A 25142-nucleotide genomic window follows, 5' to 3' on the forward strand; every position below is an offset into this window, starting at 1 on the left:
TTTGTATTTTTTGTCGTGGCCGGCAGGGAATTCCCAACGGCCGGCGCGACAATGTGCAGCGCCGGTCGCGCGGATGCGCCGGGCCGCGGCGTAGGTACACGGCCATGGTAAAAGGCGGTAGCGAACATGCCGCCAACCAAGCACCGGTTGCACAAGATGTGAATCAGGCGGGCGGTCGCGCGGGTCGGTGATGCGGCGGGACCGGCGCGATGACGTTCAATGACCGCGAACGGTGTACCCGTTTTCGGGGCTTCGGAGCGAGATGCGCTTCAGCGGAAGCGCATCTCGCTCACGGGTTCAATATTCGAACGCGCCGATGTCGATCTGACCGTCCTGCTTGCGCGCGACGTGCGGCCCGAGCGCTTGCGTTTGCGGCAGCGACAATGGCGCGCTGCCGGGCTTCAGCGATGCAAGCGACACGCCGCCATTGACCAGCGCCGATCCGGCCGCGGGCGTGTAGGGGAATGGTCCCTGGTTTTGAAAGCCGGGAGACCCGCTCGAGACGATGTTCGCTGCCCAGCCCGTGACCTTTGCCGCTGAAGGATGTCCGAGCCATGTCGGCGCGACCCGGGCGGACATCCAGTTGTTCGACAGATTGACCGTCCCCGCCCCGGCCGAGACCATCGCCATCGCCTTGGGCTGATGACCGGGCGTGGCGGGTGCGGCATAGAAAATGTTGTTCCACACCTCGGCCCGCGCGCTGGGTTGCACGAGGAAAAACAGCAACGCATCGGGATAGGCGCTGTTGCTGTCGCCGGCGACGATCATGCTGTTGTTGTAGAAATAGAGCGTGCCCTGGCGATAGGTGCTCGTCTGCCCGCTGTCGCCGCCATAGGTGACGAGTTGCGTGCCGCTGTAGCTGGCGGGAATATCGATCAGATTGCCGTAGATATAGGTGGTCGCGTAGCCGCTGTCGCCGCTGATCAGCGCCTGGCCGCCGGTCGAATCCTCGAGATTGAACTTGATGCCGCAATTCGATGCGAACGTATTGTAGCGCACCACCAGCCCGGACGAGCGATCCTTGACGCAATCGCCATAGGAGCCCGGCGCGACGGGGCCGAAATAATTATATTGAAAGGTGATGTCGCGCGCTTCGGTGTAGCTGTGATGCTCGCTGAACCCGTTGGTTACCCCGGGGGTCGGCGCATTGCCATTGTTGTAGAAGAAATTGCCGTCGACCAGCACATCCTGGGAGAGTTCCTCGGGCGCGGCGTTCTTCGAATTGATGAACAGCCCGTTGCTGCAGTCGTGGAGGATATTGCCCCTGATCACGAGATGCGCCGCCGCCTCGACGAAGAGGCAGGTGGCGAAGCTGTGAAATTTGCCCGGCAAACCGGTTAGCGCGTCATTATAGGGTTGGTCGTACCGCGCGTTGCGCAGCTCGAGATTCTCGATGCTGATATAGCCCGCCGGGCCGCCGTGATAGCTATAGCCCTGTTGCGGCCCGACCATCACCAGGCCGAGCCGGTGCAGGATCGGGCTGAGGCTGGCATTGTCGTGATATTGCAGCATGCGCGGCGCCTGGCCCGGCAGCGTCTCGAGCTGCGTCGCGCCAGTGCCGTCGATGATCGGCAGGATGCCCGTCACCGGATCGGGCATGCCGAGGATGCGCAGGAAGCGGTTCGGCGCGGCGGGTGCCAGATCGGTCCCGGCCGAGATCAGCATCATCTCGTAATAGGGAACATTGTTGACCTTGGGGTAGATGCGCACGGTGTCGCAGCCCTTGAGCTTGCTCCACGGCAATTGCGCGAGCGCGGTGTAGGTCTTGCCCGGCCCGACATCATAGGTGGAGACGGTCGGGCAACCCGACTGATCCGCAGCGAGCGTCGGCGTCGCTGCGCGAATCATCGTGGAGGAGCCGGTGGTGACGGGCACCGTCGGTGTGGGTGTGGGTGTGGGGCTGGGGGTCGTGCCCGTCGCAGCGGCGGAGATGCTGAAGTTGCGGCCGCCCATATAGGTGACGCCGCCGACGACCGCCGTCGCGATCAGCGTCGCGTTGCCGCCGGTCGTGTTGGCCGGGACGGCGAGCGTATAGACCCCCGGCTGCGCCGTCGGCGTGACGGTGAGCAGGGCGGTGCTGCTCGTCTTCACCGACAGCGGCACGTCGAGCGTGGCCAACCCGTCGGAACCGATGAAGCGGATAAAGATCTGCTCGACCGAGCCTGCGCTGCGGGCGTTGACAATGGGAAGATTGCCCGCCGCCGTCGCCATTTCGACATGCGGCTTGGCGGTCACGACCGTGTCCTGCGCGGCGGCTGCCGTGGCGGCCCCGGCATCGCCCAGCAAGGCGGCGACGATCAACATCCGTTTGCGCATTTTACGCAGTGTCATGGCATCTTCTCCCATCCGGTGGCCGGAACGATCTCTCGAGGGCGGCGGCAGCGCCGTTCGGCGACTGATCGATCCAGACCTGCGACGAGATCGCCCGTATTGCCGCCGGTTAGTCGAGCGGGGCTACCCGCAACATACCGCGATCGCGGTAGGCGGCTGTTACCCCAGCGATTTTTCGGCATTGCCGGCGCGCCGCCGGGCGCCCGGGCTGGTGTGACGCGACGCTGTCATGGCGGCGGGCCTATCGAGCCGCCTTTTCGGGCGCCGATGGAGGCGTCCGTTCGCGGTGCCGATCGCGCTGTCCGGCCGCACTTGTCGCGATGCTCACAGGCACCCCATGCCCGCCAGCGTCTGCCGCACGGCGTGATCGAGTGGCGTGTGCCGCTCGCTTCCGAGTAATGCCAACAGCCGATCGTTGCGCAGCCTGACCGGCTGATCCCAGAGATATTTCATTTCGCGTAGTTCGCGCAGCAGCGGGACGAAAGGTGCGGCGAGCCGCATCAGGCCCCAGGGCATCCGCGCAACGCGCACCGCCGGATCGCCCAGCGCGCGCCGGATCGCGCCGGTCATCGCGGTGCCATCGGCATCCCAATGCCCGGCCATGTGAAAGGTCGCGAAATCGTCGAGCCCGACCTGCTCGACCAGCCGCACCATCGTCTCGGCCACGTCGGGCAGATAGGCCCATTGATGCCCGACCCCGCGCTTGCCCGGATAGGTGATGGCTCGCGGACGCTTCCCCGGCGCGACCAAGCCCTGGCTGAACCAGTTATTGTCGCCGCGCGGACCGAAGAAGTCACCGGCGCGGACGATCAGGACGCGGGCCTCGCCGCTGGCCGCGACCGCGGCGAGACGGCGTTCCATCTCGACCCGGATCCGCCCCTTGACCGTGCCGGCATGTTGCGGCTGGTCCTCGGTGAGGTCGGGGAAGGCATCGGGGCCGTAATTGTAGACCGTGCCCGGCAGGAGGATGCGCGCGCCGTTGGCGCGTGCCGCGGCGATGCTGTTGTCGAGCATCGGCAGCACCAGCCGGCCCCAGTCGCGATAGCCCGGCGGGTTGACGGCGTGCACGACCAGCGAGGCGCCGTCCGCCGCCGCAGCGACATCCGCAGCGACCATCGCATCGCCGCGAATCCAGGAAAAACCATCGTCCTGCGCCGTCGCCGACCGGTTGCGGTACAGCGCGCGAACGCGCCACCCCGACGCCGCCAGCCGCCGCGCAACCTCGCCGCCGATGCCGCCGGTCGCGCCCAATACCAATGCCGTCTTGTTGCCGTTTTCCATGATTCGCCTTCCCTGGTTGGTGAAGGCGGGATCGCGGCTTTCATCGATATACGAAATTGCGCATTGTTGTGCAATCGCTATACGAAAATAGATGAACAAAGAGCCGGATTGGGACCTGTATCGCACCTTCGGCGCGGTGCTGCGCGAGGGGTCGCTGTCGGGCGCGGCACGCGTGCTCGGCCTGACGCAACCCAGCGTCGCGCGGCATATCGAAGCACTGGAGCAGTCAATCGGGGCCGATCTGTTCGTCCGCTCGCAGCGCGGCCTTTCGCCGACCGAAGCGGCGCTCGCGCTGAAGCCGTTCGCCGATTCACTTGCCACGACCACCGCCGCCCTGCTGCGCACGGCGAGTGGCGCCGCAGGGGAGATCGCCGGCACGGTGCGGGTCAGCGCGAGCGAGGTGGTGGGTGTCGAACATCTGCCGCCGATCCTCGCGCAACTACGCCGGCACTATCCGAAGCTGTCGGTCGAACTGGTATTGTCGAATACGCTCGACGACCTGTTGCTGCGCGAGGCCGATATCGCGATCCGCATGGTGCAGCCGACCCAGCAGGCGTTGGTGACGCGCAAGGTCGGCAGCCTTAAGATCGGCCTGCACGCGCACCGCGATTATCTCGATCGGCGCGGCGTGCCGCAGACCATGGCGTCGCTGAGCGCGCACGACCTGATCGGCTATGATGTCGAGACCCCCGCGATCCGCGCCATCGCCGCGCGTTTTCCCGCGCTCGGCCGCTCGTCCTTGGCGCTGCGCACCGACAGCGACGTCGCGCAACTTGCCGCGATCCGCGCCGGATTCGGGATCGGCATCTGCCAGACGATCCTCGCGGCACGCGACCCTGATCTCGTCCGGGTGCTTGCCGACGCCTTCGATCTCGATCTCGGGGTGTGGGTCACGATGCATGAGGATTTGCGTACCAGCCCGCGTTACCGCGCAGTGTTCGATGCGCTGGCCTCGGGGTTCGCGGCCATCGTCGCCGGCCAGGCGGCAACGCTCCCGTCGCCGCAACGGTGAACGGTTCCCCGGCGCCCGGCGCCGGAGAACCGTTCGTTCAGCTCAGGCCAGATCGAACCGATCGAGGTTCATCACCTTGGTCCATGCCTTGGCAAAGGCCTGGACGAAGGCGCCATGCGCGTCGTCGCTGGCATAGGCCTCGGCCAGCGCGCGGAGCTGCGAGTTGGAACCGAAGATCAGATCGACCCGCGTGCCGGTCCATTTGGCCTCGCCGGTCTTGCGGTCCTTCGCCACGAAGCTGCCGTCGCCGACCGCCTCCCACGTCATCGACATGCTCGCCGCAAGCAGGTTGACGAAGAAGTCGTTGCTCAGTGTGCCCGGTCGATCGGTGAACACGCCGTGGCGCGACCCGCCGACATTGGCGCCGAGCACGCGCAGCCCGCCGACCAGCACGGTCATCTCCGGCGCGGTCAGCGTGAGCAGCTGGGCGCGATCGACCAGCAGTTCCTCGGCCGAGAAATGTTGCTCGCCGCTGGTGTAGTTGCGGAAGCCATCGACCCGGGGTTCGAGCGGGGCGAAGGAATGCGCATCGGTCTGCTCCTGGGTGGCGTCGGTGCGGCCTGGCGCGAAGGGAATTTCCACGCTCTGCCCGGCGTCGCGCGCCGCCTGCTCGACAGCGGCGGTGCCGCCGAGCACGATCAGGTCGGCAAGCGAGACGGGTTTGGCGAAGCCGCTGAGGATTTCCTCGAGCCGCGCCAGCGTCGCCGCAAGTTCGGCGGGCTCGTTGACCGCCCAGTCCTTTTGCGGCGCGAGGCGAATGCGCGCGCCATTGGCACCGCCGCGCATGTCCGAGCCGCGGAAGGTCGACGCTGAGGCCCAGGCCGCCTTGACCAGCTGCGCGATCGACAGGCCCGAAGCGAGGATCTGTGTCTTGAGCGCGGCGATGTCGGCCGCGTCGATCAACGGTTCGGTAGCGGCCGGCACCGGGTCCTGCCACAGGCGTGGCTCGGCCGGGACTTCGGCGCCGAGCAGGCGCGTGTGCGGGCCCATGTCGCGGTGGGTCAGCTTGTACCACGCCTCGGCAAAGGCATGGGCGAACTGCTCGGGATTCTCGTGGAAGCGGCGCGAGATCGGCCCGTAGATCGGGTCGAAACGCAGCGCGAGATCGGTGGTGAGCATTGTGGGGCGACGCTTTTTCGACGGATCATGCGCGTCGGGGACGTCCTCGGCCGCGTCCTTCGCGACCCATTGCTGCGCGCCGGCGGGGCTCTTGGTCAGCTCCCACTCATGCTCGAACAGGTTCTTGAAGAACAGGTTGCTCCATTCGGTCGGCTTCTGCGTCCAGGTGACCTCGAGCCCGCTGGTGATGGTGTCGTCGCCATGGCCCTTGCCATAGCTGTTCTTCCAGCCAAGCCCCTGATTCTCGATCGGTGCGCCTTCGGGTTCGGGGCCGACATGTTGCGACGGATCGGCGGCGCCGTGCGTCTTGCCGAAGGTGTGGCCACCGGCGATCAGCGCGACGGTCTCCTCGTCGTTCATCGCCATACGCGCGAAGGTTTCGCGGATGTCGATCGCGGCGGCAAGCGGATCGGGGTTGCCGTTGGGGCCTTCGGGATTGACGTAGATCAGCCCCATCTGGACCGCGGCGAGCGGGTTCGCCAGGTCGCGTTCGCCGCTGTAGCGCTTGTCGCCGAGCCATTCGCGCTCGGGACCCCAATAGATGTCGGCCTCGGGCTGCCAGACATCCTCACGGCCCCCGGCGAAGCCGGCGGTCTTGAAGCCCATCGATTCGAGCGCGCAATTGCCGGCGAGGATCAGCAGGTCGGCCCAGGAGATCTTGCGGCCATATTTCTGCTTGATCGGCCAGAGCAGGTGGCGCGCCTTGTCGAGATTGGCATTGTCGGGCCAGCTGTTGAGCGGGGCGAAGCGCTGCGTGCCCGAGCCGGCGCCGCCGCGACCGTCACCGATGCGATAGGTGCCGGCGCTGTGCCATGCCATGCGGATGAACAGCGGGCCGTAATGGCCGAAATCGGCCGGCCACCACTCCTGCGACTCGGTCATCAGCGCGAAGATGTCGCGCTTGAGCGCGGCGAGATCGAGGCTTTTGAATTCTTCGGCATAGTCGAACGCCGCGCCCATCGGGTCGCCGGCAGGGGGATTTTGATGCAGCACGCCGAGGTCGAGCTGGTTAGGCCACCACAGTCGGTTGGTCATATCGAAAAGGACGGCGTTCCCGTCCACCTTGCCGCCACTCACGGGGCATTGGCTCTCGGCGTTCATCGGCTTCTCCTATCGGGTTTATCGTTGGCAGAACTCAAAGGCGGTGGTCGCACCCCGCCATTGATCTGTCCAATCACTTAATCCGTTCATACTGATCGAGCGAGCCTTGTGGGGCATGGCGCCGCCTTGCCGCGCCGGGCGGAAGGTGGAAGACTTGGGCAAGGATAAAAATCCGGGGTGGAGAATGCGATGAAGCGTTGGCGGTGGTTGGCGACGGCGATGGCCGCCATGGCGTGGTCGGGTGGTGTGGCGGCGTCCGACCCGGTGACCCCGGCGACGAAGGCTGCGCAGGCAGTCGCGCTGGGCGAGGCGCCCTTCTCCGACGTGCGCGACGAGGATTTCGCGCGGCGCGGTTATGTCGGCACGCTGGCCGATCCGGTGATCCGCGCCGCGGACGGGCGAACGATCTGGGACCCCACCGCGTTCGACTTTCTCAAGGGTCAGGCGCCCGACACGGTCAATCCCAGCCTGTGGCGTCATGCCCGGCTGATGGCACTGTCGGGGCTGTTCAAGGTCAGCGAGCGGATCTGGCAGGTGCGCGGTTTCGACCTGGCCAACATCACCTTCGTCAGGGGCGACAAGGGCTGGATCGTGATCGACGCGCTCGGCTCGATCGAGACGGCGCAGGCGGCGTTGCGGCTGGTGAATGACTCGGTCGCGAAGCTGCCGGTCGTCGCGGTGATCTACACCCATCCCCATGTCGATCATTTTGGTGGCGCGGCCGGGCTGGTGTCGGACGAGGAGGCGCAATCGGGCAAGGTCGCCGTGATCGCGCCCAGGGGTTTCGCCGCCGCCGCCGTGGGCGAGAATGTCATCGCCGGGCTGGCGATGCAGCGCCGCGCGATCTTCCAGTTCGGCATCGGCCTGCCCAAATCGGCGACCGGCACGGTCAATTCGGGGATCGGCGCCGGGATCGCCACGGGCACCAGTTCGCTGATCCTGCCCAATCGCGAGATCGGCGCGGATGGCGAAACGCTGACGCTCGACGGGGTGAAGCTGCGCTTCCACCTAACCCATGGCACCGAGGCGCCGGTCGAGCTCAACATCGCCTTTCCCGACTGGCGCATCGTCGACATGGCGGAGAACGCCAACGCCACGCAGCACAATATCCTGACGCCGCGCGGCGCGGTGGTGCGCGACGCCAAGGCCTGGGCCGACGGGCTCACCGCGGCGCTGGATCGTTTCGGCGACAGCGACATTCTGATCACCAGCCATGGCTGGCCGCGTTTCGGGCGTGAGGTGATCGTCGATTATCTCGGCAAGCAGCGCGATTATTACGCCTTCGTTCATGACCAGACGGTGCGGCTGATGAACCAGGGCCTCACCGGCGACGAGATCGCCGCAACGCTCAAGCTGCCGCCGGCGCTGGCCAAAGAGTGGTTCGACCGGCCTTATTATGGCTCGCTGAGCTTCAATGCCCGCGCGGTCTATCAATTCTATATGGGCTGGTACGACGCCAATCCGGCGCATCTCGCGGCACTGCCGCCAGTCGAGGCAGGGCGGCGCTATGTCGCGGCGATGGGCGGCGCGGCCAAGGTGCGCGCGCTGGCGCAGGCGGCCTATGATGGTGGCGATTATGGCTGGGCGGCGGAGCTGCTCAACCGCGCGGTGTTCGCCGATGGCGCCGACACCGAGGCGCGGGCTTTGCTCGCGCGCTGTTACGAGCAGCTCGGCTACCAGTCCGAAAACGCGCTGTGGCGCAACATGTACCTGACTGGTGCCAGCGAGCTGATCGACGGCCCGCCCAAGGGTGGCCCTACTCCGTCACGCGCGCTGGTGTCGGCACTGTCGACGACGGAGATTTTCGACCTGCTGGCGGTGCGGCTGCGCGGCGACGCGGTCGGCGACACCAGGCTGAGGCTGGCGTTCGTCTTTCCCGACCGCGACGAGAAGACCTATGTCACGGTCGCCAATGGCGTGCTGGTGCATCGCCCGATCGCCGCGCCGGGGCCGGTCGATGCCACGCTGACGGTCAAGCGCAGCGACTTCCTCGCCAGCATCATGGGCGGCGCGTCGCTATTGCCCAAACTGGCGAGCGGCGAGGCGAAGATCACCGGCGATGCCAGCGCGTTCCAGCGCTTCGTCGCGCTGATGGCGCCGGCGACGGGCAATTTCCCGATCGTCACGCCCCGCTGATCTTCGTTACGCGGCAGCGGCGGCGCGCGCGGTCCGTGCCCTGAGCTCCGCCTTCCAGCGCCGCGCGCGCCACCACATGATGATCCCCGTCACGGCGAGCAAGGCGGGGATCAGGCCGGCGAGGAAGATGATCGTCTGCCACACCATGCCCATGCGCGTGCCGTCGTGGATGCGGCGCATCAGCCGCGAGGTGGTCTCTGGCGGCGCGGTCGCAATGCCGGCGGCGCCGGTGGTGTCGTCGATCGTCACCGTGTCCGCCGTGTCGGCGAAGGTCACCGACCAGGCGGGCTTGCGATCGGTCGGCCAGGAGATTTGCCGCCAGTCGCCGGGCACGAAGGCCTGGGCACCGGCAACGACGGTGTCGACGCCCAGCCGTGGCGCGGCAAGCGGCTGCGGGCGGGCCGCGCCGCGCTCGCCGCGTGGTGCGCCGCCGCCGAAAATGCCGGGGAAGGATATCCATATGCCGGTGAGCGAGAGCGCGAACAGCGGCAGCGCGATCCAGAAGCCGGTTAGGTGATGCAGGTTGGTGTCGAGATTGCGATGCCGGCGCCAGCGCAGACCGCGCACCCATTTGCCGACCGTCGGCCACCACAGCCACAGGCCGGAAAGGCACGACAAGGCCATTGCGACGCCGATCCAGCCGACGATCTGGCGTCCGACGCCCGGGATCATCAGGCTGCCATGGATCATGTGCATGGTGCGGACGAGGCCGTTATTGCCGGTGCTGCGATCGAGCAGGCGTGCGCTCGGTGGATCGAGCCACAGCGTCGTGCGGGCCGGCGGGCCGGCGGCGCGCTTGGTTGCCTGGTTGGCGGTTATGACGACCGGGCCGGTATCGTCACGGCTTATCGTTGAAATCCGTTCGCCCGGCGCGAGCACGGCGCGTGCGGCATCGACATAGGCATGGGCGTCGATCGCGTTGCCGCCGGTCACGGCATAACGCTGCGGGTTGAGGCCATGGTCGAGTGCCTCGTCCCACACCAGCGCCGCGCCGGTCAGCGACAGCGGGATGATCAGGATCGCGAGGATCAGGCCGATCCATTTGTGCAGCTGGAACCAGGCGCGGCGCAGGCCGATCTTCGTCACGATGTCGTCCTTCAGGCATCCGCCCAGCGGCGGAGCAGATTGTGGTAGATGCCGGTGAGTTTGATCGCGGCGGGGTCGCCTTGCCCGTTCGTGCCGGCGACCGCCTGCACGGCGGAGTCGAGGTCGAACAGAATACGGCGGGCCTCGGTGTCGCGGACCATCGACTGGATCCAGAAGAAGCTCGCGATACGCAGGCCGTGTGTCACCGGTGTGACATGGTGCAGGCTCGAGGCGGGGTAGAGGATGAGATGGCCGGCGGGCAGCTTGACGCGCTGTTCGCCGAAATTGCCCTCGATCACCAGTTCGCCGCCGTCATAGCTGTCGGGATCGGCGAGGAAGAGCGTCGCCGACAGATCGCTGCGGATGCGGAAATCGCTGCCGCGGCGGATACGCACGGCGTTGTCGACATGCGTGCCAAAGCCCTGGCCGTCGCCATAGCGATTGAACAGCGGCGGGAAGACCTTGAGCGGCAGCGCGGCGGCGACGAACAAGGGCGAGGCGGCGAGCGCGTCGAGCACGATCGCGCCGGCGCGGCGCGCCGCATCGCTGTCCTCGGGCAATTGTTCGTTGCGCTTGGCGAGCGCGGATTGCGCGCCTGAGGTGGCGTTGCCGTCGGTCCACGCGGCGGCATCGATCAGCGTGCGGATATCGGTCAGTTGCGCCGGGGTGACGAGGTCGGGGATGGCGATCAGCATAGGCCGGCGCCCTGCTGCAATGCCTGTACGCCGCGTCGGCGGAAGGCGGGGAGATCGGCGGCGGCGAGCCAGGCGCTGGCCTTGGCGACGAAGGCTGGGGTCGCCGTTTCGCCCGCGCGGCGCAGCCAGTGGATCGCCTCCTCGATCTTGCCCGCCGCGCCGAGCATGCGGGCATGGTTGAAGGCGCCGCGGAAATCGCCGCCCTGCGCGGCGCGGGCATAGCAATAGGCCGCGGCCTTCAGGTCGCGCGCGACGACCCAGCCATCCTCGTGGAAGCTGCCGACGAAATTGATCGCCTTGGCGTTGCCGCGCGCGGCGGCCTTGCGGAACCAGGCGAGCGCGGCGGGCTTGTCCTCCGCCACGCCGTCACCCAGCGCGAGCAGGGTGGCGTAATTGTACATGCCCCAGTCGAGCCCGCGCTCGGCGGCGATGCGGTAGCAGGCGGCGGCGCGCGCCTTGTCGGGCGCAGTGCCCCAGCCGAGATCGTAGCAGCGCCCGACCATGTTGATCGCCATTACATGATGCTGCGCGGCGGCGCGGGTGAACCAGCCCAGCGCGGCGGGTTCGTCCCGCGCGATGCCGTTGCCGTCGAGCAGCAGCTGGCCGAACAGCGCCTGGGCTTCTGGCACGCCGGCTTCGGCGAGCGCGCGGAGGGTAGTGGCGCGCTGCTCGGGCGTTCCGGACAGGCCGGCGGCGATGGCGTCGGGGGAGACCTCAGGCAATACCTCCCCGGTACGGGGAGGGGGACCGCTCGCCGAAGGCGAGGGGTGGAGGGGGATTGCCGCGAGCGCACCGCCTGTGGCACGCCCCCTCCACCCCGCCGCTTCGCGTCGCGGTCCCCCTCCCCGTTCCGGGGAGGTGTTTGTCGCCTCGCGCATCAGAACTTCACCCCGACGGTGCCGAACACGGTGCGGCCCGGCGCGATCGTCGCGTAATGGCTGGTATAGGTGTTGGTGAAATAGACCTTGTTGGTCAGGTTCTGCGCGTTGACGCTGAGCTCGACATGGTCGGTGAGCTTGTAGCGCGCCTGTGCGTCGAAGCGCCAATAGGCCGGGGTGCCGCGCGTCAGCACCGTCGTCGCAGGGCTGATCGTGACGACGCCGGCGCTGGTCTGGGTGGCGGTGCGGTTGTCGCCATAGCCACCGATCTGGCGGCTCGAATAATAGGCGCCGCCGCCGAACGAAAAGCGCTTCGTCGCCTCGATATTGGTGGACAGCGTGAAGCTGTCGGTGGCGGTCTGCGGGGTCTGCTTGCCGGTGTTGACCGACGGCACATAAACGACCTGCGCGGCCTGGCTGCCGACCGCCGCTGCGGTCAGCGCGGTGTAGCCGGCGTCGAGGATCTTCGGGTCGAGATGCGTATAGCCGCCGAACACCGTCCAGCCCGGCAGGATCGTGCCATTGGCGGTCAGCTCGACGCCGCGGATCCGCGTCCGCCCGAGAAATCCGACGGTGTTGGCGTCGATCTGGACGCGGGCGTTGCTGATGTCGGTCTGGAACAGCGCAAGGCCGAGCGCGAGCTTCTCGTGGAACAGGCTGGCCTTGGCGCCGACTTCATAGGATTTGGTCTTCTGCACCTTGAGCTGGTCGAGGATCGACAGGTTGGTCGCACTGTTGGTGGTGGGCAGCGCATTGTCCTCGCGTCCCTCGCCGAGCAGGCTGTTGGGCGGCGTCGCGGCGGTGGCGTAGCTGGCGTAGATGCTGGTCTCGGGGGTCGGCTTGAAGACGAGACCTGCCTGCCAGTTGAACAGATTGTCGGTGCGCGACAGCCGTACCGCTGTGCTGCCGGCGGCGAAGGGCAGGGTGACGGTCGAGGCGAAGCGATCGTAGCGCGCGCCGAGGTTGAGGATCAGCGACGGCACGATCGTGATCGAATCGAAGGCGTAGATCGCCTGGGTCTGCGCGTCGTTCTGCGTTTCGGTGTTGGCCGCGCCCTTCACGATCGCGGTGGCCGCGCTCGACGTGTCGCTGGTGTAGTTGACCCACGGATCATTGGCATTGGCCGTGAACAGGCTGGTGCAATAATAGCGCGCGATCGTCGTGCTGTTGCAGCGCGGGCTGATCGTCGAGCCGGTCGCCAGTACGAAACTGCCGCGGCGGGTCTTTTCCCACGATACCTCCGCGCCGATCGCAAAGCTGTGCGCGATCCCGCCGGTATCGAACTTGCCGCTGAGATCGAGCTGGTCGACGATGCTCTTGGTATAGCCGTAGCGCGTGTTGGCGCGGCGCCAGACATTGCCGCTGTTGTAGACATTGCCGGTACTGTCGTCGGGCAGCAGGTAGATATAAGACTGGTCGCTCTGATTGTAGCGCGCGGTGTTGCGCAGCGTGATGCCGCGGCCGAAATCATGCTCGATCCGCAGCGTCGCCTGGTTGGTCGTCGAATCGCGGAAGTCTCGGTCGGTCAGGCCGTAAAAGGTCGAGCGCGCGACATAGCCGGTCTGGCCGGTCTTGGTCGTGATCGTGCCGACCGCCGGGGTGGTGAAGACGTCGCCGGCGGGCGCGTTGCACAGCGTCGCGCTGCAGGCATAGAGATAGGGGATGCCGCTGTCGGGCAGTTCGTGGCTTTCGAGATAATAATAGCTTGCGGTCAGCCGGGTGGCGGTGCCGAGGCCGATCGTGACGCTCGGCGCGAAGCCCCAGCGGCGGGCATAGATGGCGTCGCGATCGACGACATTCTGGTCGTGCCATAGCCCCGCGACGCGGAAGGCAACGGTGTCGCTGATCTTGAGATTGAGGTCGCCGGTGACGCGCTTGTAGTCGCCATTGCCGTAGCTGGCGCTGGCCGCCGCGAAGTTCGAACGTTGCGGTACCCGCGACAGGATGTTGATCGTGCCGCCGGCGCTGCCGCGTCCGCCGAGCGTCGAATCCGAGCCGCGCACGATCTGCACCGAGTCGATCGCGAACACCTCGCGCGTCTGCGAGGCGAGGTCGCGCACGCCGTCGACATAGATGCTGCCCTGGCTGTCGAAGCCGCGGATGAACGGGCGGTCGCCGATCGGATTGCCACCCTCGGCCGCGCCGAAGGTGATGCCCGGCACGGTGCGCAGCGCATCCTGCAGGCTGGCCGAGCCGGTCTGGTCGATCACGTCGCGCGACAGCACGACGATCGACTTGGGCGTGTCGACCAGCGGCGCGACCTGCTTGGGGTCGGCCGGCTTCTGCTCGCGCGCGCCGGTGACGATCACGTCGTTGCGCTGATCGGGATCCTCGTCGTTCGCCGGCACCACGTCATTCCAGCCCTCCGCAAAGGCCGGCGCGGTCGCGAAGGCGCCGACGCACGACAGTGCGAGAAAGGCAGGTCGGGCAATCGGATGGCGTTGAACGGCGGTTCGCAAGATCGGTCTCCCTTTGATGGATTTCGGCTATTGCGAGTCAGTCGCAGTGTCAACGCTATTGCGAATAATTCGCATCAAAATCACCTTTGCCTGAGACGGAAGAAGCGCACTGCACGAAAAGTACGGATCGGCGTGACGCGCCTGTTCACCGCAAACGCTTCGGATTCAGTAAGATGATTTTTCGCGCGGAGGCGCGGAGAAGTCGCGCGCCGGACTACCGTGCGCGCAACCCCGCAGCTCCCGTCAGACCAGTGTCAGACAAATCTTGCTCACGCGCGGTAGGGGCCACGGACGCTACTCCTCCGCGCCTCCGCGCCTCCGCGCGAACAAATATCTTCTTCAGGCGTCGCTGCGGTCGAGATTATCCGCCAGCAGCCAGCTGCGCAGCGCGCTGGCGAGGTTGGGGGGCGCGGCTTCGGTGATGCGGATCGCGTCGATCTCGGCGATCAGCGCGTTTAGCGGGAGCGCGCGTGCGGCCGCCGCTGTTTCGAGCGCCTGCCAGAACAGCGGTTCGAGGCTGATCGAGGTCTGGTGCCCGGCAATGGTGACCGATCGCTTCACCGGCCCGCGAAAACCGCCCGGCGGGGCGGCGATCACGGCGTATCGAACAGCGCGGCGAGTTGTTCGATGATCGTGCCGCCGAGTTGCTCGGCGTCCATGATCGTCACCGCGCGAGCATAATAGCGCGTCACGTCATGGCCGATGCCGATCGCGACGAGCTCGACCGGCGAGCGCCCTTCGATCCAGCCGATCACCTGGCGCAGATGGCGTTCGAGATAGCTGCCCGAATTGACGCTGAGCGTCGAGTCGTCGACCGGCGCGCCGTCGGAAATGACCATCATGATCTTGCGTTCCTCGGGCCGCGCGATCAGCCGGCTGTGTGCCCAGAGCAGCGCCTCGCCGTCGATATTCTCCTTGAGCAGCCCCTCGCGCATCATCAGGCCGAGCGAGGTCTTGGCGCGGCGCCACGGCTCGTCGGCTTTCTTGTAGACGATGTGGCGGACGTCGTTGAGCCGGCCCGGCTGGGGCGGGCGCCCGGCGGCGAGCCAGGTCTCGCGCGACTGGCCGCCCTTCCACGCGCGGGTGGTAAAGCCGAGAATCTCGGTCTTGACGCCGCAGCGCTCCAGCGTGCGCGCGAGGATATCGGCGCTGATCGCGGCGATCGAGATCGGGCGGCCGCGCATCGAGCCCGAATTGTCGATCAGCAGCGTGACGACGGTGTCGCGGAATTCGGTCTCGCGCTCGATCTTGTAGCTCAGCGACTGGGTCGGGTTGACGACGACGCGGGCGAGCCGCGCGGCGTCGAGCAGTCCTTCCTCCTGGTCGAAATCCCAGCTGCGGTTCTGCTGCGCCATCAGCCGGCGCTGCAGCCGGTCGGCGAGCTTGGTCACCGCGCCCTGCAGATGGACGAGCTGCTGGTCGAGATAAGAGCGCAGCCGCGTCAGTTCCTCGGCATCGCACAATTCGGTCGCGGCGATGACCTCGTCGAACTGCGTCGTCCATGGCTTGTAGTCGAAATGCGGCGACAGGTCGGAGAAGGGGCGGTTGGGGCGGACCGGCAACATGCCCTCGTCGCCTTCGTCACCGGGTTCGCCGTCCTGGTTGTCGAGATCGTCCTCGCCCTGCTCGCTATTCTCGCCTTCCTCGCCCTCGGCATCGCGCGGTTCTCCGCGCGCCTCCATCTCGCCCTGGCCCTGCTCGCCGGGCTCGTCGCCCTCCTCGCTGTCGTCCTGCTGCTCGTCGGTGCCCTCGTCCTCGGCGCCGCCCTCGTCCGATTCGTCGGGGAGCAGGTCACCCTCGATCAGTTCGAGATCCTCGAGCAGGCGGTTGACGAGGCCGGCAAAGGTCCGCTGATCGTCGATGGCGAGGCCGAGCGCGTCGAGATCGCCGCCGGCGTTGTCCTCGATCCAGTCGCGCACCAGCGCGAGACCCGGTGCGGCAAGCGCGGGCGATTCCTGCCCGGTCAGCCGCTCGCGCACCATCAGCCCCAGTGCGGTCGACAGCGGCACCTCATCCCGGTTGCGCGCGCGCGTGATCGGGTCGGCGCGCAGCCTGACGTCGAGCGCGGTGGCGAGATTGGCGGTGATCCCGGCATAGCCGCGCGCGCCGAGCGCCTCGACGCGTGCGGTCTCGACCGCATCGAACACCGATCGGGCCACCGCCTCGGCCGGCGCACCGCGATTGTGCAGCCCAGTGTCGTGATATTTCAGCCGCAGCGCGAAGCCGTCGGCAAAGCCGCGCGCCTCGGCGACCTGGTCCGCGGGCAGGGTGCGCGCCGGCATCGGCACCTTGATATGCTTGCCCGATTGCGCGGGCGCGTCGGCGGTGAAGGCGAGCTCGATCTCGGGCTCGCCGGCAATGGCGCGTGCCGTGCCGCCGAGCACATTCTTGAAACGATCGAGGGGTGTGTCAGTAGCCATGGCTCAATTCCGGCAGCACGATATGGCCCGGTGCCAGATCATGATCCATGCGGATCGTCGCTTCCATGGTTTTGGCATCGTATGCAAGCACGGTGACGACCGCGCCGTTGATCACCTTGTAGGCGGGCAGCCGGGTGATCGGGATGACGGTGCGTGGTTCGGCGAGGTCGCGCATCATGCCGAAGCCCGATACTTCGAGGTCGATCGAGATGCTGTTGCTGTTGCCGGCGGGGCCGACATAGCGCAGCCGGGCGACGCTCTCCCCGCCCAGCTCTATGCCCTCGATCAGCCCGTAGCGCGCGGGCGGGATAACGAACGGGGCGCGACCTTGGTCACCCTTGGCGCCGATCAGAAAGGCGTGGTCGAAGCTCTTGTCGCCATCTGCGTCGAACACGCAGTAGCGGGTGTTGAGATGCGTGCCGCGCAGTGCGCCGACCAGGCCGAACAACATCTGGCCGGTCATGACCTTGCCCATCGAGGCCTTCTGCTCTTCCTCGCAGAACACCGCATCGGGAATGCCGGTAACCCCGCTGACGCTTTCGGCGTGAAGGATATCGCCATGCGCGAAACTGCGCTTCTCGCCCTTCCAGTCGAGCGTGATGTCGTCGCCGAGCACCGCCGAATCGGGGCGGCCGATCAGCGCGCGCGAGATGATCGCACCGGGCATCACCTTTTGCGGCCCCTGCGGCGAAATCGTCTCGATCAGCCGCAGCGGCGGCGCGCCGACCTGGCCGCCGTCCTTGGCAGCAATCAGCAGCACGGCACCGAGGGCGATGGCGAGACGCAGGGGGGTTTTCACCACAGTACCTCGCAGCCGAAACCGGCAATTTCAGGATCACGTGTAATCACCACCAGCTCTTCGGCCAGCGCCTGGGCGGCGATCAACCGATCGAACGGGTCGCGGTGCGCGCCCGACAGATAGGCGGCGCGCAATGCATGTCCGTCGGTGATGTCGAGACGGTTGAAGCCATTGTTATCCATCAGATGCGGATATTGACCCTTGAAATCAACGATCATCGGCAGTTTGCCGAGCGCCGACTTGATCGCGATTTCCCAGACTACGGCGGCACTGACATGCACCGGCTTGTCACCCTCTTCGATCGCGGCGCGCGCCCGCGCGCCGAGTCTGGGCGCATCGGTGAACCACCAGAGCAATGCGTGGGTATCGAGCAGATAGCCGGTCACAGCCCGAATTTCTCGAGTCCCTTGCCCTCCCATAAGGGAAGCTCATCTTCGGGCATGGGGTCGAACCATAGCGAATCCGGAATTTCCCCGGTCACGGTCAAGCCGCCCGGGATGCGCCGCGCCCTGAGCGGCGCGTCGATCGGCACGAGCTTGGCATAGGGTCGTCCGGCCTTGGCGAGGATGATCTCCTCGCCGGCATGGGCGCGTTCGAGCAGCTTGGAGAAATGCGTCTTCGCCTCATGGACGTTGACCATCTTTCCGGGATCGGCCTCGGCCATCGGCAGTCTCCTATGGACTAAGTCCGCTTAGTCCACTTTGGCGTGCGCCTCAAGACTTGCCGACGACGCTCTCCGGCAGGTCCTGCCCGAACACGCGCTGATAATATTCCGCGACCAGCGGGCGCTCGGCCTCGTCGCACTTGTTGAGGAACGACAGGCGGAAGGCGAAGCCGATATCGCCGAAGATCAGCGCATTCTGTGCCCAGGTGATCACGGTGCGCGGGCTCATCACGGTCGAGATGTCGCCGTTGATGAAGCCGCGGCGCGTCAGGTCGGCGACGCGTACCATGTTGTCGACCGTCTTCTTGCCCTCGGGCTTGTCATATTCACCCGACTTGGCGAGCACGATCTGCGCCTCGACCGCGGCGGGCAGGTAGTTAAGCGTGATGACGATGTTCCAGCGGTCCATCTGGCCCTGGTTGATCTGCTGCGTGCCGTGATAGAGCCCGCTCGTGTCGCCGAGGCCGACGGTATTGGCGGTAGCGAACAGCCGAAAGAACTTGTTCGGGCGGATCACGCGGTTCTGGTCGAGCAGCGTCAGCTTGCCCTCGGTCTCCAGCACGCGCTGGATGACGAACATCACGTCGGGGCGGCCGGCGTCATATTCGTCGAACACCAAAGCGGTCGGCGTCTGCAGCGCCCAGGGCAACAGCCCCTCGCGAAACTCGGTGACCTGCTGGCCGTCGCGCAGCACGATCGCGTCGCGCCCGACCAGGTCGATACGGCTGATATGCGCGTCGAGATTGATGCGGATGCATGGCCAGTTGAGCCGCGCCGCGACCTGCTCGATATGCGTCGACTTGCCGGTGCCGTGATAGCCCTGGACCATCACGCGGCGATTATAGGCAAAGCCGGCGCAGATCGCGAGCGTGGTGTCGGGATCGAACACATAAGCGGGGTCGAGATCGGGGACGCGTTCGTCGGCCTCGCTGAAGGCGGGCACCTGCATGTCGGAATCGATGCCGAACAGGTCGCGCACCTTCTTCATCTGGTCGGGCGCGTCGAGGATCGTCGTCTCGCGACTGTCGGGCTGGGTATTGGGGATGTCGGTCATCATGCCATCCAAAAAGGCCGGTCGGGCTGCGCTAATCGAAGCCCTGATCCTGTTCCCATCGGCTGCATAGGAAGAGCGGCACTTCGACAAGCTCAGTGCGAACGGAATGGCGCTTCGTCAAGCGCAACCTCGCCGTGTCGCGGTCAACGAGCTTTTTGCGGCAGAGAAAAGAGCGTTGCGAACAAAGCCGCGCGGCTGCGGTCGCCGGATATCGACACCAAGCCCGCGGCCTCCGCTTCGGCCAGCGATTTCCCGCCGAAAAACAGCGGCAGCATCGCTCCCGGCGCGCCGGCCAGCATGGCGTCGGCGTCGATGGCCGCGCCGCGCGCCACGGTGATTGCACCATCGCCGACCCGCGCGACATAATCCTCACCATCGAGGCGCAGGCCGATCACGGTTTGCATATCGCCGAGCCGCTCGGGCACCAACAGCATCTTCAGCGACAGCATCAGCGCGGTCGGCGAGAAGGACAGGCGCGGGTCGTGCATGGGCGAGCGCAGCGCCCAGCGCGCCAGGCCGAGCACCACGGGCTCGCATTCTTCGCCCCAGGGCGTGAGCGCATAGACCTGCACATTGGCGGGCGGCGGCAGGGTGCGGCGCTCGATGATGCCGCTTGCCTCCAGCCCCTCGAGCCGCTGGGTCAGCACGTTGGCGCTGATTCCCGGCAAGCCGGCGCGCAGCGCGCCGAAGCGTCGCGGCCCGAGCAAGAGCTCGCGCACGATCAGCAGCGACCAGCGCTCGCCCACCAGCTCCATGCCGAGCGCCGTGCCGCAGGCATCGTCATACCAACGCTTCGTCGCGCTTTCGGGGCCGTTGGTTATTTTTACTAACTTCATCGTTGTGTTTTGTAACTCGGAAGGGCATCGAACGCAAACACCGAGTCGCAAAGGATCGTTGCGCCATGCCCAAGATGATCTTCGTCAACCTGCCCGTCGCCGACGTCGCGGCCTCGACCGCCTTTTACGAGGCGATCGGCTGCGTGAAGGACACCACCATCTGCAAGGGCCCCGAGGCGGCAATGATGGTGTGGTCGGACACGATCAGCTTCATGATCCTCGATCGCGCTTTCTATCAGACCTTCACGACCAAGCAGATCGTCGACGCCAGGACGACCAGCGGCGTGCTGCTGGCCCTGTCGCGCGACAGCCGCGCGGACGTCGATGCGATCATGGCGGCCGCACTTGCCGCCGGCGGCACCGAGCCGCGCGCGGCGCAGGACATGGGCTTCATGTATGGCCGCGCCTTCGAGGATCTCGACGGCCACACCTTCGAGCCGATGTGGATGGACGTCGATGCGGCCGTCGCCGCGATGAGCGGGCAGGGCGAGACGGTCGCGGCGTAACCGACAAGCAAGGAGGAGAAACGACATGACGATGGCGAGGATCACCACATTCAGCTGGGTACCCGAATTCGCCCGGGGTTTCGTCCGCGATATCCGCGCGCGCTGGGCGTTCGAGGAAACCGGACAGGCCTATGCCGTCGACCTTATCGATGGCCCCTATGCCAAAAGCCCGGCCCACCGCCACTTCCAGCCATTCGGCCAGGTGCCGACCTATAGCGACGGCGAAGTGGAGATTTTCGAATCCGGCGCGATCGCGCTGCGGATCGCCGAGCAGGGCAAGGGTTTGCTGCCAGACGATCCAGCGGCGCGCATCCGCGCGGTCCAGTGGCTGATCGCGGCGCTCAACTCGGTCGAACCCTGGGTGATGCAGGTTGCGGTGGTCGACGTCTTCGAGGCTGATCGGCCATGGTCGGCGGCGCGGCGGCCGAAGGTGATCGAGGATCTCCAGGGCCGTCTCGGCGATCTTGCCGCTGCGCTTGGCGACAAGAGCTGGCTCGACGGCGACGACTTCACCGTCGGCGATCTGATGATGGTGTCGGTGCTGGGCGGGCTGCGCAACACCGACCTGCTGGCGGGCTATCCCAATCTCGCCGCCTATGTCGCACGCGGCGAGGCGCGACCGGCGCATGTCAAGGCGATGGCCGATCATCTGGCGGTCTATCGCGTCGCGGCGATGGCCTGAGCGAGAAAAGGCGGGAGAAGACCGATGACCTATATCGATGGATTCCTGGCGCCCGTTCGCGCCGACACGACGCGTGAGGCCTATGGCGTCTATGCCGAAAAGGCGGCGCCCATCTTCCGCGAGCATGGTGCCACGCGCGTGGTGGAGGGCTGGGGCGACGACGTTCCGGACGGCACGCTGACCGATTTTCGCCGGGCGGTGCTGGCGACCGAAGGCGAGACGGTGGTGTTCTCGTGGATCGAATGGCCCGACAAGGCGACGCGCGACGCGGGCATGAAAAAGGTGATGGAGGATCCGCGCATGCAACCTCTGGCCGATCCGATGCCGTTCGACGGCAAGCGCATGATCTTCGGTGGTTTCGCTGTCATCGTCGACGCCTGACCTGGGGTTCGAGAAGGAGAGGATGTGATGACCAATAGAGAAGGCATGCCGATCTGGTACGAGCTGCTGACGGCTGACCCTGACGCGTCGAAGGCATTTTACGACCATGTCATCGGCTGGACGATCGAGGCCCAGCCATCGGGTCCGATGGACTATCGCATGATCGGCACGGCGGGCAATGATCGCGTCGGCGGCGTGATGCGGCTGACAGCCGAAATGCAGGCCGGCGGCGCGAAGCCGACCTGGCTGTTCTATATCGGCGTCGTTGATGTCGACGCGACGGTCGGCAAGATCACCGCGGCGGGTGGATCGGTGCTGATGCCCGCGTTCGACATCCCTGATATCGGGCGCCTGGCGTTCGTCGCCGATCCGCAAGGCGCGCCCTTCTATGTGATGCGCGGCGCGAGCAACGAGAGCAGCACCGCCTACGACCGGACCGGCATGGGCAAGTGCAACTGGAACGAGCTTGCGACGACCGACCAGGCTGCGGCCAACGCCTTCTACGCCAGCGTGTTCGGCTGGTCCTATCCCGACAAGCTGTCGATGGGCGAAATGGGCGATTATATCTTCGTCGCGGTCGGCGATTCGACGATCGGCGCAAACATGACGCGTCCGCCGGGCGGCCCGCCACCCTCATGGCAATTCTATTTCCGCGCGCCCGATATCGAAGTCGCCGCCGCGAAGGTGGGCGAGGCGGGCGGCACCGTTCATCACGGCCCGACCGAGGTGCCCGGGGGCGACCGCATCATCATCGCCAGCGACCCGCATGGTGTGATGTTCGGGGTCGTCGGCCCGGGAAAATAACAACAACAAGAGGAGAGTGAAGATGTCGGGCAAGCGCATTGCCACCTGCCTGTGGTTCGATGGCAGGGCCGAGGAAGCGGCAAATTTCTATGCCGCGACCTTCCCCGATTCGTCCGTCGGGACGATCAACCGCTCGCCGCTCGATTATCCCAGCGGCAAGGCCGGCGACGTCATCACGGTGACATTCACCGTGCTCGGTCAGGATTTTCTCGGCCTGAACGGCGGCCCGATGTACCAGTTCAGCGAAGCGGTCTCGTTCCAGGTCTATACCGACGACCAGGCCGAGACCGACCGGCTGTGGAACGCGATCACCGCGGATGGCGGCGCGGAATCGATGTGCGGCTGGTGCAAGGACAAGTTCGGCCTGTCATGGCAGATCACGCCGCGTCGGCTGATGGAGATGATGACCAGCAGCGACGCTGCGGCGAGCCAGCGCGCCATGGGGGCGATGATGCAGATGAAGAAGATCGACATCGCCACGCTCGAAGCCGCCTTTGCCGGGGAGCCGGTCGCGTGAGTCTGCAGCTGTTCGGTCATCCCTTCTCGTCCTATACGTGGAAGGCGCTGATCCCGTTGTACGAGAACGCCACGCCGTTCACCTTCCGGATGATCGATGGCGACCACCCCGAAAATGGCGCTGAGCTTGCCGCATCTTCGCCGATGGGCAAGTTCCCTTTGTTGATCGATGGCGAGACCCGCGTGTTCGAGGCGAGCAGCATCATCGAATATCTCGCCGCCTTTCATCCGGGGCCGGTCGCCTTGATCCCCGCCGATCCGATCGCGGCGGTCGAGGTACGGATGCTCGACCGGGTGTTCGACAATTATGTCATGAACGCCATGACCGTCGCGGTGGCCGACGCGCTTCGCCCGCCCGGCAACAGCGATCCTTATGGCATGGCCCAGGCGCGCGCCGGTCTCGACCGGATCTATGCCTGGCTCGACAAGAAGCTGGTCGGGCGCGAATGGGCGATCGGCAGCGACTTCACCATGGCTGATTGCGCGGCGGCACCGTCGCTCTTCTACGCCGACTGGGTCTATCCGATCGACCCGCGCTTCGCCACGCTCCGGGCTTATCGCGCGCGGCTGCTCGCCCGCCCGTCGGTCGCCCGCGCGGTCGACCAGGCGCGCCCCTATCGCGCCTACTTCCCGCTCGGCGCACCCGACCGGGACTGAGGCGTCGCCGTTGCCGGACGTCATCGTCGTCCGATAACGGCGGGCGGCAACCGTCGCGCGGGGCCGCACGACGGTTGCCAGTGCCGTTGTCGCCGGGCATGTCGCGCATCGTGCCCCGGTTGCGATCGCGCGATGATGCCGGGCCCGGGGGAATCATGCCGGCGCAAGCCACGACAGATGCTTGAGGCCTCGCGCGCCGGTGACGGCGTTCGGCCGCGATGGTGGCAGCGCCGCTCGGTAGCGCTGCTGTTGGTGGCGCTCGCCGCGGTGCCCTTGCTGTGGCCGGCAAATCCGCCGCTGACCGATCTGCCCGGCCATGTCGGGCGTTTCAGGATCATGGCCGAGGCCGGGCAGGGGCCGCTGGCGCAGCATTATCATGTCGCTTGGAAACTGATCGGCAATCTCGGCGTCGATGGGCTGGTGTTGCTGCTCGCGCCGCTGGTCGGGCTCGAGCCGGCGACCAAGTTGATCGTGCTGGCGATCCCGATGTTCGGCGTTGCCGCGATGCTGTGGTTGGCGCGCGCGGTGCATGGCAGGATCCCACCGACCACACTCTTCGCCTTGCCGCTCGCTTATGCCGCGCCGTTTCAGTTCGGTTTCGTCAACTTCTCGCTTGCGGTCGCGCTGGTCATCGCGGCGCTCGCCTTGTGGTTGCGGCTGGCGCGGCGGTCGCCGGCCTGGGTGCGGGTCGCGGCGTTCGTGCCGATCGCCGGGGTGATCTGGCTGTGCCATGCCTTTGGCTGGGCGTTGCTTGGTTTGTTCGTGGCGGGTGTCGAGGTCGCGCTGCGGCGCGAGCGAGGGCAGGGCTGGTGGCGCGCCGCCCTTGGGGCGGCCGCGATGTGTGCGCCGATGGCGCTGCCGGTGCTGGCGATCATGGCCAGTGGCGGCGGCGCGGCGGTCGGGGCGACCGGGCGCTGGTTCGACTTCCCGCTCAAGCTCTACTGGGCGACCTCGCTGCTGCGCGAGCGCTGGCAGCTCTATGACGTCTTGTCGGCGCTCGGCCTGTTCCTGCTCGTCATCGTCGCGTGGCGTTCGCCGCGCCTGTCGTTTGCGCCACTGCTGGCGGTGCCCGCCTTGTTCGGCGCGGTCGCCTTCCTGCTGCTGCCGGCCTTTTATGCCGGTGCGTCCTATGTCGACATGCGCGTCCTGCCGGCGACGCTGATGCTCGGCCTGCTCGCAATCCGCGTCGCGCCGGGACAGGAGCGGTTCGCCGGGCATCTCGCAGCGATCGGGGCGTCGTTCTTCGTCCTTCGCCTCGCGGGCTCGACCCTCGCCTTCCTGTTGTTCGCACAAGGGCAGCGCGCGGCGCTGGCCGGCATCGACACGCTGCCGCAGGGCGCCGCCGTGCTGGTGCTGGTCGACGAACCCGCCGCCGACGCCTGGCCCAACCCGCGCCTCAGCCATATCGCCGGCCTGGCCACCGCGCGGCGGCGGGTGTTTACCAACGAGCAATGGGCGCTGGCCGGGCAACAGCTGGTCGTACCGCTACATCCCGCTGCGGCGCCCTATGACCGCGACCCGTCGCAACTGGTCTATCCGGCGAGCTTGAAGGATGGCACCGATTTCGATACCGCGATCGCCCGCTTCGATCGCGGCACCTTCGGCTATGTCTGGACGATCGGCTTCCCGCCCGGCCGCGCCCGCGCGCCGGATCTCGTCGTTGTCTGGTCCGATGGCGACGATGCCATCTATCGGGTGGTCAGCCCCCGCTGATCGCGGTGTCGG

General features: G+C 66.6%; 23 protein-coding genes. 9 read left to right on the forward strand and 14 right to left on the reverse strand.

Annotation, left to right across the window (positions count from 1 at the left end):
• Window positions 1-297: 297 nt before the first annotated feature.
• Window positions 298-2331: a right-handed parallel beta-helix repeat-containing protein gene (locus U1839_RS06435; protein WP_332802832.1), complete on the reverse strand. Its 2034-nt coding sequence runs from the start codon at window positions 2329-2331 to the stop codon at window positions 298-300.
• A 324-nt stretch (window positions 2332-2655) separates the two neighbouring features.
• On the reverse strand, window positions 2656-3612 hold the full coding sequence (locus U1839_RS06440; RefSeq protein ID WP_332802833.1) for an NAD-dependent epimerase/dehydratase family protein: 957 nt from the start codon (window positions 3610-3612) through the stop codon (window positions 2656-2658).
• A 91-nt stretch (window positions 3613-3703) separates the two neighbouring features.
• Between U1839_RS06440 and U1839_RS06445 the strand changes: the two genes are divergently transcribed.
• Window positions 3704-4624, forward strand: coding sequence for a LysR family transcriptional regulator (locus tag U1839_RS06445; RefSeq protein ID WP_332802834.1), 921 nt, complete (start codon window positions 3704-3706; stop codon window positions 4622-4624).
• Window positions 4625-4666: 42 nt separating this feature from the next.
• On the opposite strand, the gene katG is transcribed toward U1839_RS06445, so the two are convergent.
• A complete protein-coding gene (katG, locus tag U1839_RS06450) occupies window positions 4667-6844 on the reverse strand; it encodes a catalase/peroxidase HPI (RefSeq protein WP_332802835.1) in 2178 nt (725 codons plus the stop codon).
• 189 nt (window positions 6845-7033) lie between these two features.
• Here katG and U1839_RS06455 point away from each other — a divergent pair, with 189 nt between their 5' ends.
• Window positions 7034-8980: an alkyl/aryl-sulfatase gene (locus tag U1839_RS06455; RefSeq protein WP_332802836.1), complete on the forward strand. Its 1947-nt coding sequence runs from the start codon at window positions 7034-7036 to the stop codon at window positions 8978-8980.
• A 6-nt stretch (window positions 8981-8986) separates the two neighbouring features.
• Here the strand turns inward: U1839_RS06455 and U1839_RS06460 are convergent, their stop codons facing one another.
• From U1839_RS06460 to U1839_RS06510, 11 genes are all read right to left on the reverse strand, one after another.
• A complete protein-coding gene (locus U1839_RS06460) occupies window positions 8987-10066 on the reverse strand; it encodes a PepSY-associated TM helix domain-containing protein (RefSeq protein WP_332802837.1) in 1080 nt (359 codons plus the stop codon).
• Between the two features lie 11 nt (window positions 10067-10077).
• The gene (locus U1839_RS06465) at window positions 10078-10761 is read right to left on the reverse strand and encodes a Fe2+-dependent dioxygenase (RefSeq protein ID WP_332802838.1); all 684 of its coding nucleotides are present in this window, start codon (window positions 10759-10761) and stop codon (window positions 10078-10080) included.
• Window positions 10755-11483, reverse strand: coding sequence for a tetratricopeptide repeat protein (locus tag U1839_RS06470; protein WP_332802839.1), 729 nt, complete (start codon window positions 11481-11483; stop codon window positions 10755-10757). The genes U1839_RS06465 and U1839_RS06470 overlap by 7 nt, the downstream gene beginning before the upstream one ends.
• A gap of 155 nt (window positions 11484-11638) precedes the next feature.
• A complete protein-coding gene (locus U1839_RS06475; RefSeq protein ID WP_332802840.1) occupies window positions 11639-14098 on the reverse strand; it encodes a TonB-dependent receptor in 2460 nt (819 codons plus the stop codon).
• Between the two features lie 339 nt (window positions 14099-14437).
• Window positions 14438-14695 (reverse strand): ribbon-helix-helix domain-containing protein, encoded by a 258-nt coding sequence (locus U1839_RS06480; RefSeq protein ID WP_332802841.1) that lies wholly within the window; start codon window positions 14693-14695, stop codon window positions 14438-14440.
• On the reverse strand, window positions 14692-16518 hold the full coding sequence (gene cobT, locus U1839_RS06485; protein ID WP_332802842.1) for a cobaltochelatase subunit CobT: 1827 nt from the start codon (window positions 16516-16518) through the stop codon (window positions 14692-14694). Before cobT ends, U1839_RS06480 begins: the two co-directional genes overlap by 4 nt.
• On the reverse strand, window positions 16508-17317 hold the full coding sequence (locus U1839_RS06490) for a hypothetical protein (RefSeq protein WP_332802843.1): 810 nt from the start codon (window positions 17315-17317) through the stop codon (window positions 16508-16510). The genes cobT and U1839_RS06490 overlap by 11 nt, the downstream gene beginning before the upstream one ends.
• Complete coding sequence (locus U1839_RS06495) at window positions 17314-17703, reverse strand: type II toxin-antitoxin system VapC family toxin (protein ID WP_332802844.1); 390 nt, start codon at window positions 17701-17703, stop codon at window positions 17314-17316. Before U1839_RS06495 ends, U1839_RS06490 begins: the two co-directional genes overlap by 4 nt.
• Window positions 17700-17981 (reverse strand): type II toxin-antitoxin system Phd/YefM family antitoxin, encoded by a 282-nt coding sequence (locus U1839_RS06500; RefSeq protein ID WP_332802845.1) that lies wholly within the window; start codon window positions 17979-17981, stop codon window positions 17700-17702. The genes U1839_RS06495 and U1839_RS06500 overlap by 4 nt, the downstream gene beginning before the upstream one ends.
• Window positions 17982-18030: 49 nt before the next feature.
• Window positions 18031-19035 carry a cobaltochelatase subunit CobS gene (gene cobS, locus U1839_RS06505; RefSeq protein ID WP_332802846.1) on the reverse strand — a complete coding sequence of 335 codons (1005 nt, stop codon included), beginning with the start codon at window positions 19033-19035 and terminating at the stop codon, window positions 18031-18033.
• 143 nt (window positions 19036-19178) lie between these two features.
• Complete coding sequence (locus U1839_RS06510) at window positions 19179-19790, reverse strand: winged helix-turn-helix transcriptional regulator (protein WP_332802847.1); 612 nt, start codon at window positions 19788-19790, stop codon at window positions 19179-19181.
• Window positions 19791-19936: 146 nt separating this feature from the next.
• On the opposite strand from U1839_RS06510, the gene U1839_RS06515 reads away from it, so the two are divergent.
• From U1839_RS06515 to U1839_RS06545, 7 genes are all read left to right on the forward strand, one after another.
• Window positions 19937-20377 (forward strand): VOC family protein, encoded by a 441-nt coding sequence (locus U1839_RS06515; protein ID WP_332802848.1) that lies wholly within the window; start codon window positions 19937-19939, stop codon window positions 20375-20377.
• A 25-nt stretch (window positions 20378-20402) separates the two neighbouring features.
• The gene (locus U1839_RS06520) at window positions 20403-21059 is read left to right on the forward strand and encodes a glutathione S-transferase family protein (protein WP_332802849.1); all 657 of its coding nucleotides are present in this window, start codon (window positions 20403-20405) and stop codon (window positions 21057-21059) included.
• Window positions 21060-21083: 24 nt separating this feature from the next.
• Window positions 21084-21440: a DUF1428 domain-containing protein gene (locus U1839_RS06525; RefSeq protein ID WP_332802850.1), complete on the forward strand. Its 357-nt coding sequence runs from the start codon at window positions 21084-21086 to the stop codon at window positions 21438-21440.
• A gap of 27 nt (window positions 21441-21467) precedes the next feature.
• Entirely contained in the window at window positions 21468-22244 is a 777-nt protein-coding gene (locus U1839_RS06530; protein WP_332802851.1) for a VOC family protein, read from the forward strand.
• Window positions 22245-22266: 22 nt separating this feature from the next.
• The gene (locus tag U1839_RS06535) at window positions 22267-22761 is read left to right on the forward strand and encodes a VOC family protein (RefSeq protein WP_332802852.1); all 495 of its coding nucleotides are present in this window, start codon (window positions 22267-22269) and stop codon (window positions 22759-22761) included.
• Window positions 22758-23417 carry a glutathione S-transferase family protein gene (locus U1839_RS06540; protein WP_332802853.1) on the forward strand — a complete coding sequence of 220 codons (660 nt, stop codon included), beginning with the start codon at window positions 22758-22760 and terminating at the stop codon, window positions 23415-23417. The genes U1839_RS06535 and U1839_RS06540 overlap by 4 nt, the downstream gene beginning before the upstream one ends.
• A 177-nt stretch (window positions 23418-23594) precedes the next feature.
• Window positions 23595-25130, forward strand: coding sequence for a hypothetical protein (locus U1839_RS06545; protein ID WP_332802854.1), 1536 nt, complete (start codon window positions 23595-23597; stop codon window positions 25128-25130).
• Window positions 25131-25142 lie beyond the last annotated feature (12 nt).

Origin of the sequence: Parasphingomonas halimpatiens, from assembly GCF_036663795.1 — a bacterium.
In the GTDB taxonomy this organism is placed as follows: Bacteria; Pseudomonadota; Alphaproteobacteria; order Sphingomonadales; family Sphingomonadaceae; genus Sphingomonas.

Bases quoted from the DNA above. Each gene is read 5' to 3' on its own strand.
- katG (WP_332802835.1), bottom strand. From the start codon at position 6,844: ATGAACGCCGAGAGCCAATGCCCCGTGAGTGGCGGCAAGGTGGACGGG.
- U1839_RS06535 (WP_332802852.1), top strand. From the start codon at position 22,267: ATGTCGGGCAAGCGCATTGCCACCTGCCTGTGGTTCGATGGCAGGGCC.
- U1839_RS06530 (WP_332802851.1), top strand. From the start codon at position 21,468: ATGACCAATAGAGAAGGCATGCCGATCTGGTACGAGCTGCTGACGGCT.
- U1839_RS06440 (WP_332802833.1), bottom strand. From the start codon at position 3,612: ATGGAAAACGGCAACAAGACGGCATTGGTATTGGGCGCGACCGGCGGC.
- U1839_RS06510 (WP_332802847.1), bottom strand. From the start codon at position 19,790: ATGGAGCTGGTGGGCGAGCGCTGGTCGCTGCTGATCGTGCGCGAGCTC.
- U1839_RS06515 (WP_332802848.1), top strand. From the start codon at position 19,937: ATGCCCAAGATGATCTTCGTCAACCTGCCCGTCGCCGACGTCGCGGCC.
- U1839_RS06520 (WP_332802849.1), top strand. From the start codon at position 20,403: ATGACGATGGCGAGGATCACCACATTCAGCTGGGTACCCGAATTCGCC.
- U1839_RS06445 (WP_332802834.1), top strand. From the start codon at position 3,704: ATGAACAAAGAGCCGGATTGGGACCTGTATCGCACCTTCGGCGCGGTG.
- cobS (WP_332802846.1), bottom strand. From the start codon at position 19,035: ATGACCGACATCCCCAATACCCAGCCCGACAGTCGCGAGACGACGATC.
- U1839_RS06465 (WP_332802838.1), bottom strand. From the start codon at position 10,761: ATGCTGATCGCCATCCCCGACCTCGTCACCCCGGCGCAACTGACCGAT.
- U1839_RS06455 (WP_332802836.1), top strand. From the start codon at position 7,034: ATGAAGCGTTGGCGGTGGTTGGCGACGGCGATGGCCGCCATGGCGTGG.
- U1839_RS06525 (WP_332802850.1), top strand. From the start codon at position 21,084: ATGACCTATATCGATGGATTCCTGGCGCCCGTTCGCGCCGACACGACG.
- U1839_RS06500 (WP_332802845.1), bottom strand. From the start codon at position 17,981: ATGGCCGAGGCCGATCCCGGAAAGATGGTCAACGTCCATGAGGCGAAG.
- U1839_RS06435 (WP_332802832.1), bottom strand. From the start codon at position 2,331: ATGACACTGCGTAAAATGCGCAAACGGATGTTGATCGTCGCCGCCTTG.
- U1839_RS06545 (WP_332802854.1), top strand. From the start codon at position 23,595: ATGCTTGAGGCCTCGCGCGCCGGTGACGGCGTTCGGCCGCGATGGTGG.
- cobT (WP_332802842.1), bottom strand. From the start codon at position 16,518: ATGGCTACTGACACACCCCTCGATCGTTTCAAGAATGTGCTCGGCGGC.